The 19,165-nt window shown below is 51.6% G+C and carries 14 protein-coding genes; 6 read left to right on the top strand and 8 right to left on the bottom strand.

The genetic code is table 11. The features are described 5' to 3' along the window. Window positions 1–162: 162 nt before the first annotated feature. Window positions 163–2,070 carry a putative bifunctional diguanylate cyclase/phosphodiesterase gene (locus BOW06_RS00180; protein WP_230209597.1) on the top strand — a complete coding sequence of 636 codons (1,908 nt, stop codon included), beginning with the start codon at window positions 163–165 and terminating at the stop codon, window positions 2,068–2,070. Here the strand turns inward: BOW06_RS00180 and bioA are convergent. From bioA to ppx, 4 genes are all read right to left on the bottom strand, one after another. After that, window positions 2,067–3,347, bottom strand: a complete 1,281-nt coding sequence (gene bioA / locus BOW06_RS00185; protein ID WP_043118456.1) for an adenosylmethionine--8-amino-7-oxononanoate transaminase — start codon at window positions 3,345–3,347, stop codon at window positions 2,067–2,069. The genes BOW06_RS00180 and bioA overlap by 4 nt on opposite strands. A 13-nt stretch (window positions 3,348–3,360) precedes the next feature. Then, window positions 3,361–3,759, bottom strand: a complete 399-nt coding sequence (locus BOW06_RS00190) for a hypothetical protein (protein WP_043118455.1) — start codon at window positions 3,757–3,759, stop codon at window positions 3,361–3,363. Further along, the gene (gene ppk2, locus BOW06_RS00195; RefSeq protein WP_078452909.1) at window positions 3,759–4,661 is read right to left on the bottom strand and encodes a polyphosphate kinase 2; all 903 of its coding nucleotides are present in this window, start codon (window positions 4,659–4,661) and stop codon (window positions 3,759–3,761) included. Before ppk2 ends, BOW06_RS00190 begins: the two co-directional genes overlap by 1 nt. A gap of 83 nt (window positions 4,662–4,744) precedes the next feature. Further along, on the bottom strand, window positions 4,745–6,247 hold the full coding sequence (ppx, locus tag BOW06_RS00200) for an exopolyphosphatase (protein ID WP_078452910.1): 1,503 nt from the start codon (window positions 6,245–6,247) through the stop codon (window positions 4,745–4,747). Window positions 6,248–6,437: 190 nt separating this feature from the next. On the opposite strand from ppx, the gene BOW06_RS00205 reads away from it, so the two are divergent. The 4 genes from BOW06_RS00205 to BOW06_RS00220 all read left to right on the top strand — a co-directional run bounded on the left by BOW06_RS00205 (window position 6,438) and on the right by BOW06_RS00220 (window position 10,345). Continuing rightward, window positions 6,438–7,616, top strand: a complete 1,179-nt coding sequence (locus tag BOW06_RS00205) for an aspartate aminotransferase family protein (RefSeq protein ID WP_078454335.1) — start codon at window positions 6,438–6,440, stop codon at window positions 7,614–7,616. A 17-nt stretch (window positions 7,617–7,633) separates the two neighbouring features. Next, the gene (argF, locus tag BOW06_RS00210; protein ID WP_043118447.1) at window positions 7,634–8,539 is read left to right on the top strand and encodes an ornithine carbamoyltransferase; all 906 of its coding nucleotides are present in this window, start codon (window positions 7,634–7,636) and stop codon (window positions 8,537–8,539) included. Further along, complete coding sequence (locus BOW06_RS00215) at window positions 8,536–9,249, top strand: TIGR04211 family SH3 domain-containing protein (protein WP_043118445.1); 714 nt, start codon at window positions 8,536–8,538, stop codon at window positions 9,247–9,249. The genes argF and BOW06_RS00215 overlap by 4 nt, the downstream gene beginning before the upstream one ends. 163 nt (window positions 9,250–9,412) lie before the next feature. Beyond that, window positions 9,413–10,345, top strand: a complete 933-nt coding sequence (locus BOW06_RS00220; protein WP_043118442.1) for a carbon-nitrogen hydrolase family protein — start codon at window positions 9,413–9,415, stop codon at window positions 10,343–10,345. A gap of 151 nt (window positions 10,346–10,496) precedes the next feature. Here the strand turns inward: BOW06_RS00220 and BOW06_RS00225 are convergent, their stop codons facing one another. Continuing rightward, on the bottom strand, window positions 10,497–10,796 hold the full coding sequence (locus BOW06_RS00225; RefSeq protein ID WP_043118440.1) for a hypothetical protein: 300 nt from the start codon (window positions 10,794–10,796) through the stop codon (window positions 10,497–10,499). A gap of 248 nt (window positions 10,797–11,044) precedes the next feature. Continuing rightward, entirely contained in the window at window positions 11,045–13,051 is a 2,007-nt protein-coding gene (uvrB, locus tag BOW06_RS00230) for an excinuclease ABC subunit UvrB (protein ID WP_043118439.1), read from the bottom strand. 88 nt (window positions 13,052–13,139) lie between these two features. Here uvrB and BOW06_RS00235 point away from each other — a divergent pair, with 88 nt between their 5' ends. Next, window positions 13,140–14,324, top strand: a complete 1,185-nt coding sequence (locus BOW06_RS00235) for a pyridoxal phosphate-dependent aminotransferase (protein WP_078454337.1) — start codon at window positions 13,140–13,142, stop codon at window positions 14,322–14,324. Window positions 14,325–14,676: 352 nt separating this feature from the next. On the opposite strand, the gene yjgA is transcribed toward BOW06_RS00235, so the two are convergent. Both yjgA and hrpA read right to left on the bottom strand, forming a co-directional pair. Beyond that, entirely contained in the window at window positions 14,677–15,207 is a 531-nt protein-coding gene (yjgA, locus tag BOW06_RS00240) for a ribosome biogenesis factor YjgA (protein ID WP_043118435.1), read from the bottom strand. Between the two features lie 18 nt (window positions 15,208–15,225). Next, entirely contained in the window at window positions 15,226–19,155 is a 3,930-nt protein-coding gene (gene hrpA / locus BOW06_RS00245; RefSeq protein ID WP_078454338.1) for an ATP-dependent RNA helicase HrpA, read from the bottom strand. Window positions 19,156–19,165: the final 10 nt, after the last annotated feature.

Genomic DNA, 19,165 nt, shown 5'->3' on the forward strand with positions numbered 1-19,165 from the left:
AACCCCTCCAATAAACACTTCAAAGCGTTAATTTTATTCAGGTTTACTGCTTCCCCTTTGTGCTGATTGGTATTATGATCAAAGCATATTTATTAGTGGGAACTATTTCCCAACTGTAATTAAGGTTATATTTTCATATACCGGACCTTGTAGAAAGGTAAAGTGAAAAAGTTGAGTCATGAACTGCCTGATATCCGCAGCCATAAACGCTTTCAGTTATGGAAGTTGTTGTCATCGATAGGTGCACTGCTGCTGTTGATTTTCAGCCTCGTCAACCTTGCTGATCAGAACTACAGGCTAGGTGGAATGCTGTTGGCTTTTTCACTGGTCATCCTGCTCATATTCCTCACTTACCGCCGATCAGACAATTCAGGCCGTGCAATGACCAGCCTGAATATCATCATCATCTTCTTCTGCCTCTATCTGCTGATAAGCGGAGGCCGCGATAACACAGGCATCTTGTGGATTTACCCGGTTCTTATCACGACTCTTTCTGTCAACGTATTTCGATCAGCCGCTATTACTGGTGGTACTCTCGTTCTTATCAGCACCCTGCTGCTGTTTACTCCGCTCTCTGACTTCATTACCGCCGAGTACTCGCAAACGACTGCAACACGTTTTATCGTCACTCTCACACTCCTCTATATCATCTCCCTGATCGGCTTGCATTATGAACAGCAGGCCTACCGTACGATTCAGGCAATGCATAACCAGGATCTGCACAAACTGGCATACTATGATGGCCTCACAGGGCTACCCAACCGCAACAGCTTCAAGCGCAAGCTTGCGCGCATCGTGCCAAGAACCCACAGCAAACATCAGTATCTCGGTTTACTCTACATCGACCTCGACAACTTCCATACAGTCAATGATCTTTATGGCCACCAGACTGGTGATCAACTGCTGGTGACTTTTGCCGAGAGTTTGCAACATACAGTACGTACAAGAGACCTGGTCGCCAAGGGAGATGGTGAGGGTGAGAGTGAAAGCGGGAATCTTGCCAGGCTGGCCGGTGATGAGTTTGTTGTCCTGCTGTCGGATCTGAAACACCCGGCCGATGCAGCTGCCATCGCACAACGTATTCTTATGCAGTTCGACGGTGGTTTTGAAGCAGGTGGCCTGGTCCACCCTATCCATGCCAGCATCGGGATTGCTGTCTCGCAGAATGAATCAGGAGAGGAATCCACACTGTTAAGGGACGCTGAAGTGGCAATGAACGAAGCAAAGCGTTCTGGTGGTAATACTTTCCAGTTTTTCACCGATGAGATCTCGCAAATTGTTTACAGAAGCCAGAAAATAGAGAGCGGCCTGTCCGAGGCAATCGAGAGTAAAAGCTTCCATCTCGTCTACATGCCAATTTACGACTGCCAGACACTCAAAATTGTCGGTATTGAGGCCCTGTTACGTAGTAACCATCCATCGCTTGAAGGTATTGGACCGGACGAATTCATTCCTGTTGCAGAATCAAAAGGACGCATCAAATGGCTGGATAAATGGGTGCTCGAGAACGCCCTGCATGAATTAACAAACCTGCAGCAGATTGGATTTGACGGCGTTCTATGTGTCAACATGTCTGGTGCCGAACTGCATACAGACAAATACCCGCAGATTGTTGCAAAAACACTCAAAAAGCATGGCATAAACCCGAAATATCTTGAAATCGAGATAACCGAAACAGCACTGGTTGCAGATAATGTCAAAAGTGTCGACATACTCCGTCGTCTCAGAGAACTGGGCATTACCCTGTCGCTTGATGATTTTGGTACCGGTTACACCGCATTCAGTCAGTTAATCAACTATCCGGTCAATAGTCTGAAGATCGATCGTTCATTTGTCGCCGGTATTTTCAGTCAAGATGATACACGCAGAAAAATGGTTGAGATCATTCTGAATCTTGCCGAGATCTATAAACTGCGTATCGTGGCTGAAGGTGTGGAAACCCGGGAACAGTTTGAATATCTGAAAAACATCGGCTGCCACTATGCCCAGGGTTACCTGTTCTCCAAGCCCCTGCCAGTATCGGAACTGGTCACCCTGCTTGAATACCAGAGAGTATCAGAATCAATCTAGAGTCTGTTTACTACTCTGGACATCGCATCCGTCACCTTATGCAGTTGCTCTTGCTCCATCACGTAGGGAGGCATGGCATAAAGCAGTTTTCCAAATGGCCTGAGCCAGACACCTTCATCGATCAGTGCTTCCTGTACTGCCGAAACAGTTAGCGATTCTTTCATCTCAACCACACCGATGGCACCCAGTGAGCGCACATCCGCCACGGCATCCAGTGCCCTGAGTGGTTCCAGTGCAGTGTTGAAATGTGACTCGATTGACTGCACGCGACTCTGCCAGGGACTTTCGAGCAACAGTTCAATACTGGCATTGGCAACAGCGCAGGCGAGCGGATTTGCCATGAAGGTAGGTCCGTGCATAAAGACCATGTCATCACTGCAAACACCTTTCGCCACCTTGTCCGTGGCAATGGTCGCTGCGAGTGTCATGTAACCGCCAGTGATTGCCTTGCCGACACAGAGAATATCGGGGGTCACCTCTGCATGTTCGTATGCGAAGAGTTTTCCGGTACGGCCAAATCCTGTTGCAATCTCATCGAAGATCAGTAGTACATCATGTCGATCACACAATTCACGCATCTTGCGCAGGTAGTTCGGATGGTAAAAACGCATACCCCCTGCACCCTGCACAACCGGCTCGAGAATAACCGCCGCAATTTCATCACTGTACCTGTCGATTAATTCAGCAAAATCGCTAATCGCATCATCCGACCAGGAATCACCCGGAGTAATGTCAGGTCGAGGCGCAAACAGCTGCTGCGGCAACATGCCCTGAAACAGCTGGTGCATACCCCCAACAGGATCACACACAGACATGGCGCCAAAGGTGTCACCATGGTAACCGCCACGCACAGTGAGAAAACGCTGTTTGTCTGGCTTGCCAACACCCTGCCAGTATTGCAGCGCCATCTTCAGTGCTACTTCAACGGAGATTGAGCCGGAATCGGTCAGAAAAACATGCTCAAGTGGCTCTGCCGTCATGCCAACCAGCTTTTGTCCAAGCTCGATAGCCGGCTGATGCGTAAGCCCGCCGAACATCACGTGCGACATGGCATCGATCTGTTGCTTTGCTGCCTGGTTGAGGTGTGGATGGTTATAGCCATGAATGACACACCACCACGAGGCCATGCCATCAATGACCTGGCGCCCGTCATCAAATGTCAGCATGACCCCGTCTGCTGATGAGACGGGGTAAACAGGAAGTGGATTCGTCAGGCTGGTGTATGGGTGCCAGAGATGATCGCGATCGAAGTCACGCAAGGCCTGATCAAGTTGCATTGCAAAGATCGCCCTATTTCTTGCTCTTCTTGTTTTTACTGCCTTTTTTCTTTGCTTTTTCCTTGGCTTTCTTTGTTTTTGCCTTCGTTTTGTCGGCTTCAGCCTGTTTCTTCAACTTCTTTTTCAGCGCCTTCCTGGCTTTCTTGATTGCCTCTTTCTTGCGCAAGGCATCTTTCGCCCGCTGCTTGGCATATTTCTCCAGTTTCGCCCGTGTCTCACGATTTTCGCTGCGCATCTCCTTGATCGCATCAATCGCCTCATGGCGAGCCTTTTTCGCCTTGCTTGCAGAGTGGGATGCGCGTTTCGCGGCTTTGCCGGCCTTCTCTGCGGACTTTTCCGCTTTTTTAATGGCGGACTGTAATTCAACCACGCGTTTTCGGCTCTTGGCGCTGCTGTTTTTTACACTCGCCATCACTCCTCCCCTTTGCCGTAGGCATCTTTCACCGAAGCGCAAATAAGGGGGTCCGGAGCGCATGCAATGGTAGTGTCCTTGTCAGGATAATCAAGGTTATACAGAAAGTGACGCATACAGGCGAGACGTGCACGTTTCTTGTCATCCGACTTGATCACGGTCCAGGGCGCATCTGCAGTATCTGTATAAAAGTGCATCGCATTCTTTGCTTCGGTGTACTCACCCCAGCGGTCGAGAGACTGGATATCAATCGGACTCAGTTTCCAATGCTTCAGCGGGTCATGGCGACGGGAGTGAAAACGGCGCAACTGCTCCTGTTGGGTAACGGAGAACCAGTACTTGTAGAAGATAATGCCTGAACGCACCAGCATACGTTCGATCTGGGGTGCCTGGCGCAGGAACTCAAGGTACTCTTCATCAGTACAGAAGCCCATGACACGCTCTACACCGGCACGGTTGTACCAGGAACGGTCGAAGAAGACCATTTCACCCTTGGTAGGCAGGTGTTTTATATAGCGTTGAAAATACCACTGCCCCATCTCTCTCTCATTTGGTTTTTCGAGAGCAACCACGTGTGCGGCACGAGGATTGAGGTGTTCCATGAAACGCTTGATGGTACCACCCTTGCCAGCTGCATCGCGCCCTTCGAAAACGCCCAGAATCTTCTGACCCGACTCCTTAACCCACGCTTGGACCTTGAGCAACTCGGTCTGCAGCAAGTGCTTTTCGTGCTCGTATTGCTTCGTCGTCATCTTTTCAGCATAGGGGTATTGACCCATTTCATAGCTGATCCGGAGTAACTCCTTTCCAGAAATCACGCTGGGTGATTCGAGTACTTTCTTGGGATTGGTGAGTTTTTCCATCACCTTTTTCAGTTCTTTATCAGGGACGTTGCTGGACATCTCAAGTCGCTCCTTTTTGGTCAATTATCTAGGGGTCAAACGAATTATTATAGCCCATATATAACTGTTTGTTTTGATCGAGATCAGGTTTTCTGATAAACCAATCGGTAATCCGCCTGTTTCAGGTACCCCTTCTCACGCTTCAGATCAACATTGGTTAAAGGGTGATCATCAAGCCAGCCTTCAGGAAAACTCAACTTGATTTCCATCCCATCAACCTCGATACCCACATCGGGACCCGACTCGCTTGGACGCCCCCGATGCAGCAGGGCTGCCAGGCGCAAAATAACGCAAAGCCTGGAGCCAGCAGTCTGCGCAGTTTCAACCAGGTCGAGAAAAGTGTCGAAGCGGAATTTTTTGCGGTGATTCAGAACCAGGGTTGCAAGCAACTCCTGCTCGGGGCGTGAGAAACCCGGCAGGTCGGCATTCGCAAGAATATAGGCACCATGCTTCTGGAAACTGCTGTGTGCAACCTGCAGGCCTATTTCGTGCAGCAACGCCGCCCAACGGAGCATGTTCTCTCGCTCAGTGTTCAACTTCCATTTATCTGCCACCTGGCTATAAAGCTGTAATGCCGTAGCTGCAACGGCTTCTGCATGTGACTTGTCGATACTCCAGCGCTGCAAAGCCGAATCGACGGTTGCATCGCGTACGTCTTCGCGGTTGATACGGCCGACGAGGTCGTAAAGTAAACCTTCACGCAGGGCGAGGTCGGAAACCCGCATATGTGAAATATTGAGTGCTTCGAAGACTGCGATCAACACTGCCAGCCCCCCGGGAAGGACCGGCTTCCTGTCCTCTTTCATTTCTGCCAGATTGAGACTTCTGATATCACCCTGCTTGATTATGGCAGCGCGCATTTCATAAAGTGCATCCAGTGTCAGTCCGCTGTCACACCAGCCTTCTGCCTGGGCGATATTCCTGATCGCCTTGATTGTGCCAGAACAGCCGACCGCTTCTTGCCAGTCGCTCTTGTGGAATTCATGTGCATGGGGATAGATTGTGAGCCGCGCAGCCATCTCAGCCTTTTCCATGCGCTTCTCTGTGATTTTGTCATCCTCAAAATAGTCACGGCTCGCGCTGACACAGCCGATATGCAGGCTTTCGCGAATCTCACTGATGGCTCCTTCACCGACAATCAGTTCGGTACTACCGCCACCAATATCGACAACCAGTCGCTTGCCGTTTCGAGTCGCACGGCCATGGGCAACACCGAGGAAGATAATACGCGCCTCTTCCTGTCCCGAGATGATCTCTATCTCGTGGCCCAGCATGTGCTCCGCCTTCTGCACGAAGGCTCTCGAATTCTTCGCCACACGCAGTGTATTTGTTCCCACCACGCGCACCGAACCACGCGGCAGGTCACTAATGCGCTGACCAAAACGCTCAAGGCAATCGAGTGCCCGTTTACGTGTCTTCTTGTCGATCTTTCCCTTCTTGGTAAGACCGCCGCCAAGCCGTACTGACTCACGCAGCCTGTCGAGAACCTTCAGCGTACCTGTCTCGTCGAGACGCGCGACAATCATGTGGAAGCTGTTCGATCCCAGGTCGATTGCTGCGACTACATCCGGCTTGTCCTGTTGCATTATTCGCCCTGCAAAAAATTAATAATCATTCAGGGCCAATGATGCGGGATTTAACGCCTTTAAGCAAAAGTTGAATCGCACGATTGATAAATCAATAAAAAATCAATAAGATGTCCGGTTTTTCCCGCCAAATAAGGCGGAAAAACGGATAAATGCACTCTCATATATGCGGGTGCGGAGAGAACGACCAATGACAGGGACCCTTATGACAACCTATGCACCATTGCCTGTCACCTTTGAACGAGGTGAAGGCGTGTGGCTGTGGGACACAAAAGGCGAACGCTATCTGGATGCAGTTGCCGGTGTTGCAGTATGCAACCTGGGACACGCTCACCCGGCAGTAACGGAAGCAATCTGCACACAGTCAAAGCAGCTGATGCACACATCCAACCTCTATGGTATTGCCAACCAGGAGCGACTCGGTGATGCGTTGACATCCTTAAGCGGCATGGACAGCGTCTTCTTCAGCAACTCCGGTGCCGAGGCTAACGAGGCAGCGATCAAGCTGGCACGCCTGTATGGCAGCAAGCGCAACATCAGCAACCCGACCACGGTTGTCATGGAACAGAGTTTTCATGGCCGCACCATGGCAACACTCACGGCGACTGGCAACCGCAAGGTACAGGCAGGTTTTGAACCACTGCTGAAAGGTTTTGTGCGCATCCCCTACGGTGACCTGGATGCACTCGAAGCGCTCTCCGGCAATCCTGATATTGTTGCTGTACTGGTTGAATCTGTACAGGGTGAAGGTGGTGTTAACATTCCGCCAAGTGGTTACCTGTCCGGAATCCGGGCACTGTGTGACAGCAACGAATGGCTGATGATGACAGACGAGATCCAGACCGGCATGGGCAGAACAGGTCGCAACTTTGCATGCCAGCACGAAGGAGTTCTCCCTGATGTCATGACACTCGCCAAAGGCCTTGGTAACGGCATGCCCATCGGCGCCTGCCTCGCACGTGGCGAAGCAGCCGAACTTTTCGCGCCGGGATCACACGGCTCAACATTCGGTGGTAATCCGCTGGCCTGTGCTGCAGGACTCGCTGTTATCGATGTCATGAAGAGTGAATCGATTGCAGAAAGTGCTGAAAAGCTCGGCGAATATATCAGCAACAAGCTGTTTGATGCGCTTGATAGTGATGATGCGGTCATTGCAATCCGCAACCTTGGCTGCATGATCGGTATCGAACTGGCACATCCGTGCACCGAACTGGTACGCATGGCCTTTGAACAGAAACTGCTGATCAACGTCACCGCAGAACGTGTCGTGCGCCTGCTACCGCCTCTGACAATGACATATTCAGAAGCTGACCAGCTGTGTGACACGCTGGCTTCACTCATTCAACAATTTCTTGCCTCGCAAGCTTAATAATTTAGTAACTCATAATGACTCAACAACGCCATTTTCTAACCCTCAACGATCTCAGTTCCGAAGAACTGCGCCAGCTGATTCTGCGTGCAACTGAACTGAAACAGATGAGAAAAGCCGGTGAGGACTATCGTCCATTCGTCGGTAAAACCCTCGCGATGATTTTTGAGAAGTCGTCAACCCGCACACGTGTTTCTTTTGAATCCGGCATGGCACAATTTGGAGGCCATGCACTGTTTCTCTCTCCACGAGATACACAACTTGGTCGCGGTGAACCAATCGAAGATACAGCACGCGTCATCTCTCGCATGGTCGATATCATCATGATTCGTACCTTCGAACATGAAAAGATCGAACGCTTTGCTGAATACTCGGATGCACCCGTTATCAACGGCCTGACTGACCTTGTCCACCCTTGCCAGCTACTCGCTGACATGCAGACCTGGCATGAACACCGTGGTGACATTAAAGGAAAAACAGTCGCATGGATCGGTGATGGCAATAACATGTGTCACTCCTATATCAATGCAGCGATCCAGTTTGACTTCCAGCTGAATATCGGCTGCCCTGAGGGTTACGATCCTGATCCTGAAATCCTTGCCCGTGGCGGTGACCGCTGCAAGATCATTCGCGATCCGATGGAGGCGTCTGAAGGCGCTCACCTGGTCACGACCGATGTGTGGGCGAGCATGGGTCAAGAAGATGAGCAGAAGGCACGCGAAGCAGCCTTCGTGGGCTTCTGCGTGACACAGGAATTTATGCAGGTTGCCGACAAAGATGCGCTCTTCATGCACTGCCTGCCAGCACACCGTGGCGAAGAAGTCAGCGCTGAAGTCATCGACGGCTCCCAGAGTGTTGTCTGGGACCAGGCTGAAAACAGAATGCACGCCCAGAAAGCACTGATCGAGTTCCTGATGCAATGAAAAAAGTAATTAATCTCTGTCTGACAGCCTTTGTTCTACTGTGTCTCAATGCACCGCTTGCGATGGCGCAAGAAGCAGAAACCGACACACAAACCAGGTATGTATCCAATAGCCTGCTGATTAACATGCGCGCCGGTGAAGGAACCAATTACAAGATCCTGGCACGCCTGAGAAGCGGAACCCCACTCGAGATAGTCTCGGTAAACCAGAAAGCTGGTTACACCAAGGTCAAAACCGAATCCGGCAAAGTTGGATATGTCTTATCACGCCAACTGATGGATGAGCCCCGCACTTGTGTTAATCCACCGCTCACCGAAGCGACACTGGCACAGTTGGAAAACCTCTCCAACAACCAGATCCGATCACGTTTCGTACAGCTGACGACTGACTATACCAAGTTGCAGGAACGTTACCAGGGAGCTACTGACGAGAAGAACAAACTGACGCAGGAGCTTGCAGGCATTCACCAGACAGCGAGCAATGCAATCAATATTGCCAAGGAACGTACTGAACTACGCAAGCAGGTGACAGATCTGACCCGTCAACTTGCCGACCTACAGCAGGTCAAGCGCGATTTTGAAAACAGTCACAATCAGCGCTGGTTCATTATCGGTGCCGGCGTTCTGATCCTCGGCATCCTGTTTGGCTTCATCCTTCCGAGGCTCAGCTTCGGACGTCGCCAAGGCTCTGGCGGTTGGGGTGACCTGTAACAGCAACCCCGAACAGCCTACACACCTGTCACAACGGCCTGCATCTGCAGGCCGTTTTGCTATACTATTTTCCTACACCCATTTGGCAGACCATTGATTCCATGTGTCTTGCCAATATCCAGTCAAGCGGAACACATCCAGGCCCCAAACAGGAGATCAGGTTATGCAAGTTGCTATCGTACAGCACTCCCCCGTCATTCTTGATGCACAACAAACGATGCAAAAAGCCATCGGTCTTGTCGCAGAAGCAGCAGCCGGCGGTGCCAAACTGGTTATTTTTCCTGAAGCATTTTTTCCCGGCTATCCCGCATGGATCTGGCGATTACGCCCGGGTGGTGACTGGGGCATTTCGGATGAAGTTCACCATCGCCTGTTGAAGAATGCTGTCGATCTTGAGACCGATGACCTGAAACCCCTGCGTGAAGCAGCTGCCGAGCATCAGTTGACGATTGTTGCCGGTATTAATGAACGTGATGGACAATTGAGCCGCTCCACACTTTATAACAGTGTCGTGACTATCGGTCCTGACGGAAGCCTTCTCAACCGTCATCGTAAGCTGATGCCCACGAATCCCGAGCGCATGGTATGGGGCCAAGGTGATGCATCCGGTTTGAAAGTCATCGACACACCATGTGGACGCATCGGCTCTCTCATCTGCTGGGAAAACTACATGCCACTGGCACGCTTTGCACTCTATGCGCAGGGTGTCGAGATCTACGTGGCACCGACATACGACAGCGGAGATGACTGGCTCGGCACCATGCAGCACATAGCTCGTGAAGGTTGTTGCTGGGTGATCAGTGCGGGCGTAGCCACACGTCACGATGATATTCCGGATGATTTTCCTGAAAAGGAACGACTCTATCCGGATGACGAAGAGTGGATTAATCCGGGAGACTCGGTTGTTATCTCACCCCGTGGAAACCTCGTAGCCGGTCCCTTTAATCAAACCCAGGAGATTATCACCGCTGAAATCGATCTGGACGAGGTCGCCATTGCGCGACGGGGATTTGATGTGGCAGGTCATTATTCAAGACCCGATATCTTTACACTGCATATTGACCGGAAGAGTCAGACACCTGTCGATTTCGAATAGGATTCTCAATCTGCATCAAGCAGGGAGCCTCACCACACGGGGCGGCATCGATAGATTCGATCCAGCCCCCGGCTTGTGCCATCCCTGGCCTGGTCATCCCTCTGTTGAACATGCATCTTTGAGTAGCATTATCATCTGAACAGCCTGCGTATCAGCTGCAGCCGCAGATTTCTGATTCAGGGCTACCGGCATTGACCATGTCTAATGACGAGAGGTTCGATGCTACTGATGAGCCACTTCCATCTGCTTCGTGTCCTGCATAGAGCTCAGGATTACCCGGAAATGCTGCTGCAATCGGATCAGCACTGCGACCATAATTGCCGCCTGTTTCAGCGATACTCTCACTGATACCTTCGTGGACATCTGTATGAAATGCACCTTCCACATCAGCAATTGCTACACCTGATACGAAAAGAAGAGCGATGCCTGCTGTCTGTATTAATTTATTCATATTCCTTCTCCAACGTGGTTATTTTCTCTTAAGGTCGTCTTGAACGGCCTTGTAAAAAGAGACACGCAGCAGAAGAGAAAACTTTCAGAAATTGTTGGTGATATAAAATCATCAGACAAAAAAATGGCCGTGCCCGCGTTCGCGGTACGGCCAATTACGGAGGTGAATATACGACCTGGATATCACCACTTGTGACTTTGCTCTAAACCAGGCGGTGTGTCCTTGATAATTATCAATCCTGGAAAAATTCAGGAGACAAATCCAGCCTCCCTGATCGACTTTAACTGGTCACGCAGCTTTGCCGCTTCTTCAAACTCCAGGTTTTCTGCATGGCGATGCATCTGCTTTTCTATCTCCTTCAGCTTCTTCGCCATTTGCGTTGGAGTCAGCGATGCGTATTCAGCCATCTGCTCCGCCACCCTGGCGAACTGTTTCGCCTTCATCGGCGCTCCCGGATAGGCGCCCTCCATGATATCGGCAACATTTTTGATAATACTTTTCGGCGTAATGCCATGTTCAAGGTTATAGTCGATCTGCTTTTTACGACGGCGCTCTGTCTCATCAATGGCGCGCTGCATGGAACCTGTAATCTTATCGGCGTAAAGGATTGCCTTGCCTTTAACATTACGTGCGGCACGCCCGATAGTCTGGATCAAAGAGGTATCTGAACGCAGGAACCCCTCCTTGTCCGCATCAAGGATTGCTACCAGTGACACCTCCGGCATATCGAGACCCTCTCTCAACAGGTTGATCCCGACCAGTACATCGAAAGTCCCCAGTCGCAGGTCGCGAATAATTTCGATACGTTCAACCGTCTCGATGTCGGAGTGCAGGTAGCGCACTCGTACATCGTGCTCCATCAGGTACTCAGTCAGATCCTCAGCCATGCGCTTGGTCAGCGTGGTCACAAGTACACGTTCACCGGCAGCCGCACGCAGGCGAATTTCTGACAGCAGGTCATCAACCTGGGTGGTTGCCGGGCGAATTTCGACTTCGGGATCAACCAACCCTGTCGGCCGCACAACCTGCTCTACCACGGCTCCGGAATGTGCAAGTTCATAGTCACGCGGTGTTGCCGTGACATAGATGGTTTGCGGGGAACGCGTTTCAAACTCCTCGAATCTGAGTGGACGGTTATCCAACGCCGATGGCAGGCGAAATCCGAATTCGACCAGGTTTTCCTTGCGAGATCTGTCTCCACGGAACATGCCGCCAATCTGCGGCACCGTGACATGTGACTCGTCGATCACCAACAGGGCATCATCCGGCAGGTAATCGAACAGCGTGGGCGGTGACTCCCCCGGCTTGCGTCCGGAGAGATAGCGCGAGTAGTTCTCGATTCCCGAACAGTAACCAAGCTCAAGCATCATCTCCATATCAAACTGGGTACGCTGCTCAAGCCGTTGTGCTTCAACCAGCTTGTTGTTATCACGCAGTTGGGCAAGTCGTTCCGCCAGCTCAACCTTGATCTCGTCTACCGCGGCGAGAATCGTCTCGCGCGGTGTGACATAGTGAGTCTTCGGATAGATGGTGTAGCGTGCCGGGCGCTGTCTGACCTCGCCAGTGAGAGGATCAAAGAGGCTGATCTGCTCAATCTCATCATCGAACAATTCGATGCGGATCGCCTCCTCTTCCGATTCTGCAGGAAAAATATCGATCACATCACCGCGTACACGGAAGGTACCGCGGTCAAGTACCACGTCATTACGCTTGTACTGCAGTTCAGCAAGGCGCCTCAGAATGTCGCGCTGTGCAACCTGGTCGCCGCGAACCAGGTGCAACACCATGGAGAGATACTGGCGTGGGTCACCAAGGCCATAAATTGCAGAGACAGTAGCGACAATCACCGTGTCGTGTCGCTCCAGCAGCGCCTTGGTTGCCGACAGGCGCATCTGCTCGATATGCTCGTTGATCGATGCATCCTTCTCTATGAAAGTATCAGATGCTGGAACGTAAGCCTCAGGCTGGTAGTAGTCATAGTAGGAGACGAAATACTCAACCGCATTGTTAGGGAAAAACTCCTTCATCTCGCCATACAGCTGCGCTGCCAACGTCTTGTTGTGAGCCATGATAATCGTTGGACGCTGCAGAGCCTGAACCACGTTGGCGATGGTAAAAGTCTTTCCTGAGCCGGTTACACCGAGCAGTGTGAGCCCGGCCTCACCGTCATGGATACCCTCGACCAGACTTGCGATTGCAGCAGGCTGGTCGCCGGCGGCCTCGTAACTGGATGCAATTTGAAATGGCCTGGACATAAAAAGAACTACGCGGGAGTGTGTAAATTGGATATTATTACAGATTATCGATCACGACTTCGATCTTAACTGTCAGGAAAGCATAAAGATGTCATTAAAGCTGTCACAACGAGTCCAGGCTGTAAAACCCTCGCCCACACTGGCCATTACCGCACGCGCGGCTGAATTAAGGGCGGCAGGCAAGGATATTATTGGTCTCGGAGCAGGCGAGCCCGATTTTGACACTCCTGAGCACATCCAGCAGGCAGGTATCGATGCGATCAAGAGCGGCAAAACCCGTTATACCGCAGTCGATGGTACTGCCAGCCTCAAGCAGGCGATTATCGACAAGTTCAAGCGTGATAATAACTTTTCATTCGAGGCTGACCAGATCCTGGTCTCATGCGGTGGCAAGCAGAGTTTTTACAACCTTGCACAGGCTATTCTCGATCCGGGCGACGAGGTCATCATACCGGCGCCGTACTGGGTCTCGTATCCTGATATGGCGATCCTGGCAGGTGGCGTTCCCGTTTATATCAATGCTGATGCCGAACAGAATTTCAAGATCACGCCACAGCAACTCGAGACATCCATCACCGAGGCAACACGCCTCTTCGTGATCAACAGCCCTTCCAACCCGAGCGGAATGGCCTACAGCATGGAAGAGCTTGAAGCGCTTGGCAAGGTGCTTGAGAGCCACCCCAAGATTGTCATCGCAACTGATGACATGTATGAGCATATCCTCTGGGAAGGAACAAGCTTCTGCAACATTCTCAACGCCTGCCCACAGCTTGAGGATCGTATTATCGTCCTCAACGGTGTCTCCAAGGCCTACGCGATGACTGGCTGGCGCATTGGCTATGCCGGTGGCCCCGTCGAAATCATCAAGGCGATGAAGAAGATCCAGTCACAGAGCACATCGAACCCGACTTCAATATCCCAGTATGCGGCCGAGACGGCGCTCAATGGCCCACAATCCTGCATTAACGATATGATGGTGCAATTCAAGCAACGCCACGACTATGTGCTTGATCGCTTTAACCGTATGCCGGGGATCGAATGCCTCCCTTCGGATGGTACCTTCTACCTGTTCCCGAAAGCGACAGACCTGATCGAGTCACTGGTAGGCATTTCAGATGACCTGCAGCTGGCTGACTACCTTATTCAGAAAGCCGAGGTAGCAGTGGTACCTGGTTCAGCATTCGGGCTTGCCGGCTATTTTCGTGTTTCGATTGCGACCAGTATGGAAGAGCTTGAGACAGCTATGGACCGTATCGAGAAGGCGATTAGCTGATTCAATCATTTGCACCACGCCCTGTAGAAAGGGCGCCCAAACCTGAACAGGCTGGACTCTCCGTTATCGGCGCCCGTGCGCGATGCAGATCATCACAGGAGAAGCGAAAAACTGTTTGAGTGATCTAAGATCGCGAGTTTTACTTCGTGATGTGCAGGGAAGCACAAATGCCGCGAGCGCAGGATGCGCAAGAGCGGCCGCTGTGATGATCAAGTTGCGTGCGGACAGGCGTCGGTAAGGAGCTGTTTCTTTGCCTACTTTCTTGTCAGCACAAGAAAGCAGGGTGGGTGCGTGCCACCGCGCGCTTTCAAAATAAAACCGACGCGAAGCGTCACATGATAAGAAAGGCCCCTCAGGCCTCATTCTCAGTCAAAGACTTCAGATACTGAAACAGCAAGCGCGCCGACTTCGGCGACTGCTCCTTCTCTTTCTCCTTGCCCGCCTGGCGAATCAACTGCCTGAGATGCTGACGGTCGACTTGCGCATGACTGGTGATAATCTCCTGCAGCAACTCCTCGTCACCATCGATCAGGGCATCGCGCCATGCTTCCAGCTGGTGCAGATGCGCAACCTCTTCCTTGTGGGGCTGGCGCATGGACTCAAGGTTGGAGATGATCTGATCTGCATCCTCTTTGCGCAACAGTTTGCCGATATACTGCAGTTGCCTTTTAAGCGCACCTTTCTTCATCGTCTGTGCACTCTTCACAGCTGTAAACAAGTGCTCGGGCAACGAAAGACGAGTGAGCTGACTTGTCGACAGAGTAACAAGGTCTGCACCCAAATCTTTCAACGCAAGTAACTCACGCTTGACCTGTGATTTACTCTTGACCTCAACGCCTTCCTCGTCGAAATCCATGCTCTCTTCATCGTTCATCTGTTTCATGCTCTTAATAATAACTCATCACAGACCCAGTTCCTTCCAGCGCTTTTCAATGCGCTTGATCGAGATCGGGTAAGCTGTTTTCACTTCCTGCGCAAACAGCGAGATACGCAACTCCTCAAGCATCCAGCGAATCTCCTCGATGCGCTCATCCTGTAGATGATCCTTGTGCATCTGCTGGTAGCGCTGCTGCCACTCCTGTTGCAAGTTCGACATGACACGCATCTGCTGCTGATCCCTCGCGGCCGCATGTCCGAGTTTTTCAAGGCGCAGCAATAGCGCCTTGAGGTAACGGGGATACGCCTGCAGATGCTGCCAGTCTGTCTGCTCAATAAATCCCCTGTAAACCAGTGAATCGAGCTGCTGCTGCATATCGTTCACAGAGCTCAGCAGGTTGAGAGCCGAAAGTGACGACAAACGCGTACGAATCTCACGATATGTCTCAAGAATCTCGGCCACCAGTGCTGAAATCCTGTTCGCAGCTTCGGCCAGGCGACTGCGATTCTGTTCGATTGCCTGTTCAAAGTCAGCCTGTTTCCAGATCAGTCCCTCGTGCAGAAATACCTGGTCGATAGTCACAGCAATCAGTTCATCGAGAAGCTCGCTCTGTCCTTGTTGCACTCCATCCGGGCATATGGCTTTGGCATACTGCAAGCGCATTTTATCGAGTCCCGGAAATGCCTTTTTCAGGTAACGCGTCTGCTCCGGAAGCGTCAGCATCGCCAATCGTCGCAGGCCACGCCTGTGAACTGCCGCTGCAATCGCCTCACTCTCCAGCAGTTTCAGCGAGACACTCTCGTTGCAATCGATGAGGGCGGAAAATGCGGTCAGTTCGATACCACCGCGTTTGAGCTTGATACGCTGCCTGATATCACCGAATTCCCAGCGTTTGATATTTTCTATCTCATGACTGGCATCAGCAAGTGAAGTCGGCTGGTTTCCCTGTCCACTGCGGGCATACTTGCGTTTCATTGCAGCAAGATCAATCCCGTGTGCCAGCTTTTTTCCGTCGCTATCAACGACGCGTATCTTCATCTGCAAATGTTCCGGCAACTTCTCCTCCTGCCAGTCAGTATCCGAGATGTGTATACCTGCATGCTTACCCAGCAGACGCGCCACGGCCAGTTTCAACGATCCCTGCGCATGAGGTAATTCATTCACGCAGCGCCGCGCAAAGTCAGGCACGGGAACAAAGTGCTTGCGTATCGCTTTTGGCAACCCCCGGATCATCATGGTGATACGCTCTTCAAGCAGTCCGGGAACCAGCCATTCAAGCTGCGCCTGGGTCACCTGGCCAAGTACATCCTGAGGTACCGTCAGCGTGACTCCATCATCAGTCGCACCCGGTTGAAATCGATAACTCAGCGGTAACTGCATCCCGTTGATATTCATGCTGTCGGGAAACTGCTCTTTAGAGACAAGTGCATCAGACGGTCTGACATCCTCTTCCGACAGAAACAACAGCTTGCCCTGCCCTCCTTTCAGATTACGTGACCAACGCTCAAAATCGGGTTTCGAATAGATGCCAGCCGGAATACGTTCATCATAGAAACGAAACAGCAGTTCTTCGTCGAACAGGATGGCGTGTTGCCTGGAACGTGCCTCCTGGTCTCGCAGCGAAGCAATCAGTTCGTGGTTGTGTCGCCAGAAAGGTGCGCGTGTCTCGAACTCCTCCTCGACCAATCCCTGGCGTATAAATATTTCACGTGACAGATCAGGATCAATCGGGCCGTAGTTGATCCGTCTACGCTGAACCAGCGTCAGACCATAGAGAGTCACTTTCTCGTATGCACCGACCTGGCCACGTTTCTTCTGCCAATGTGGTTCAGAATAACTTCGCTTGATCAGGTGACCTGCCATCGATTCGATCCACTGCGGCTCAACAGAGGCGACACCACGGGCATACAGACGTGTTGTCTCTACCAGTTCTGCGGCAACCACCCACTTGGGACGTTTCTTGAACACACCGGAACCGGGAAAGAGATGGAAGCGGCTGTTCCTTGCTCCAAGATAATCCATCTCCTTGCCACTGTGTCGAAAACCGATATGCGACAGCAGGCCGGAAAGAATCGCCTTGTGAATCTCCTCGTAACCCGATTCTGCCATGCTCTCCTTGTAGCCCATCTCGTGCATCTGGCCACGTAACTGGTGATGGATATCAAACCACTCCTGTACGCGTGTCGACGAGAGAAAGCGTTCACGGCAATGGTTGTTGAACTTGCGTCTGCTGAGGTGCCGTTTCTGCTCCTCAAGATGTCTCCACAGGTTGAGCATCGCCATGTAATCGGAAAGTTCGTCATGGAAAAGTGCGTGCGCTTCATCTGAGGCCTGCTGCTTCTCCAGCGGGCGCATGCGCGGATCCTGAATCGACAAAGAAGCTGCAATCACCAGGAGTTCGTTAAGACAGTGTGTATGCGCCGCTTCCAGCAACATGCGACCGATGCGTGGATCAACCGGCAGCCGGGCTAACTGTTTACCGATACGCGTGACCTTGCGATCAGGTGTCACTGATCCAAGCTCGGTCAGCACGAGGTAACCATCCTTGATCAAACGACTGTCAGGTGCATCGATAAAAGGAAAGCCCTCAATCTTGCCAACACCCATCAACTGCATCTGCAAAATAACCGAGGCGAGATTGGTGCGCTGAATCTCCGGCTCGGTGAACTCGCGCCGTGATTCGAAATCCTCTTCACTGTAGAGGCGAATGCAGATGCCCTCTGCGACACGTCCGCAACGTCCCTTGCGCTGATTCGCCGATGCCTGCGAGACTCGCTCAACCGGCAATCTCTGTACCTTGGAACGATGGCTGTAACGGCTGATGCGGGCAAAGCCGGTATCAACCACGTGTCTTATCCCCGGAACCGTCAGTGAGGTTTCGGCGACATTGGTCGAGAGAATAATGCGCCTTTGTCCGGACGGGTTGAATATTTTTGACTGCTCGATCGGGCTCAGGCGAGCATACAGGGGCAACACTTCGGTGTTATCCATATGGTGCTTTCTGAGCGTCTCGGCAGTTTCACGTATCTCACGTTCACCTGAAAGAAACACCAGTACATCGCCACGATCTTCGAGCGCCAGTTCATCAAGCGCATCAACAATCGCCTGCTGCACTCCCTCGTCGCGTTCTGCAGTACCAAGCTCCTCTTCAGGCGGCTGATAACGCACCTCGACAGGCCAGGTACGACCCGACACCATAATGATGGGCGCTTTATCAAAATGTTCGGAGAACCGTTCAGGATCTATCGTGGCAGAAGTGATAATCAGTTTGAGATCAGGGCGCTTTGGCAACAGGCGTTTCAGATAGCCAAGCAGGAAATCGATATTGAGTGTGCGCTCGTGTGCCTCGTCAATAATCAGCAAGTCGTATTGATTGAGCCATGGATCCTGCTGAATCTCTGCAAGCAGGATACCGTCCGTCATCAGCTTGATGCGCGAATGCGGCTGCAGGTAATCCTTGAAGCGCACACGATAACCAACCAGTTGCCCAGACTCGGTATTGAGCTCTGATGCGATTCTTGACGCCAGGCTGCGTGCAGCGATACGTCGTGGCTGAGTATGACCGATGCGTCCGTAGTGGCCATAACCCAGCTCAAGACAGATCTTCGGCAACTGTGTTGATTTTCCGGAACCCGTCTCGCCACACAGAATCGTGACCTGGTTATCGCGGATGGTTTTGCTGATTTCATCCACACGCTGGGCAACCGGCAAGTCAGCCGGATAGTCGAGATCAAATTCAGTTTGCAGACGTTGAGATGCGATTACTGCAGAAACGTTAACTTCCTTCTCCAGCTTTAATACGGCATCACTATCAAGCGAACCACTTCGTTGTAATTTTTGCAGGGCATGCAGACGCCTGCGAAGACGGTAACGATCCGTTAGCAAGCATTCATTAAACTGTGTTTGATCGGGTAACTTCACTGAGACGAAAGAGGTGAATAACAGAGGCTCCATGCAAGGGGCA

Origin of the sequence: Solemya velum gill symbiont (assembly GCF_002020255.1) — a bacterium.
In the GTDB taxonomy this organism is placed as follows: Bacteria; Pseudomonadota; Gammaproteobacteria; order Chromatiales; family Chromatiaceae.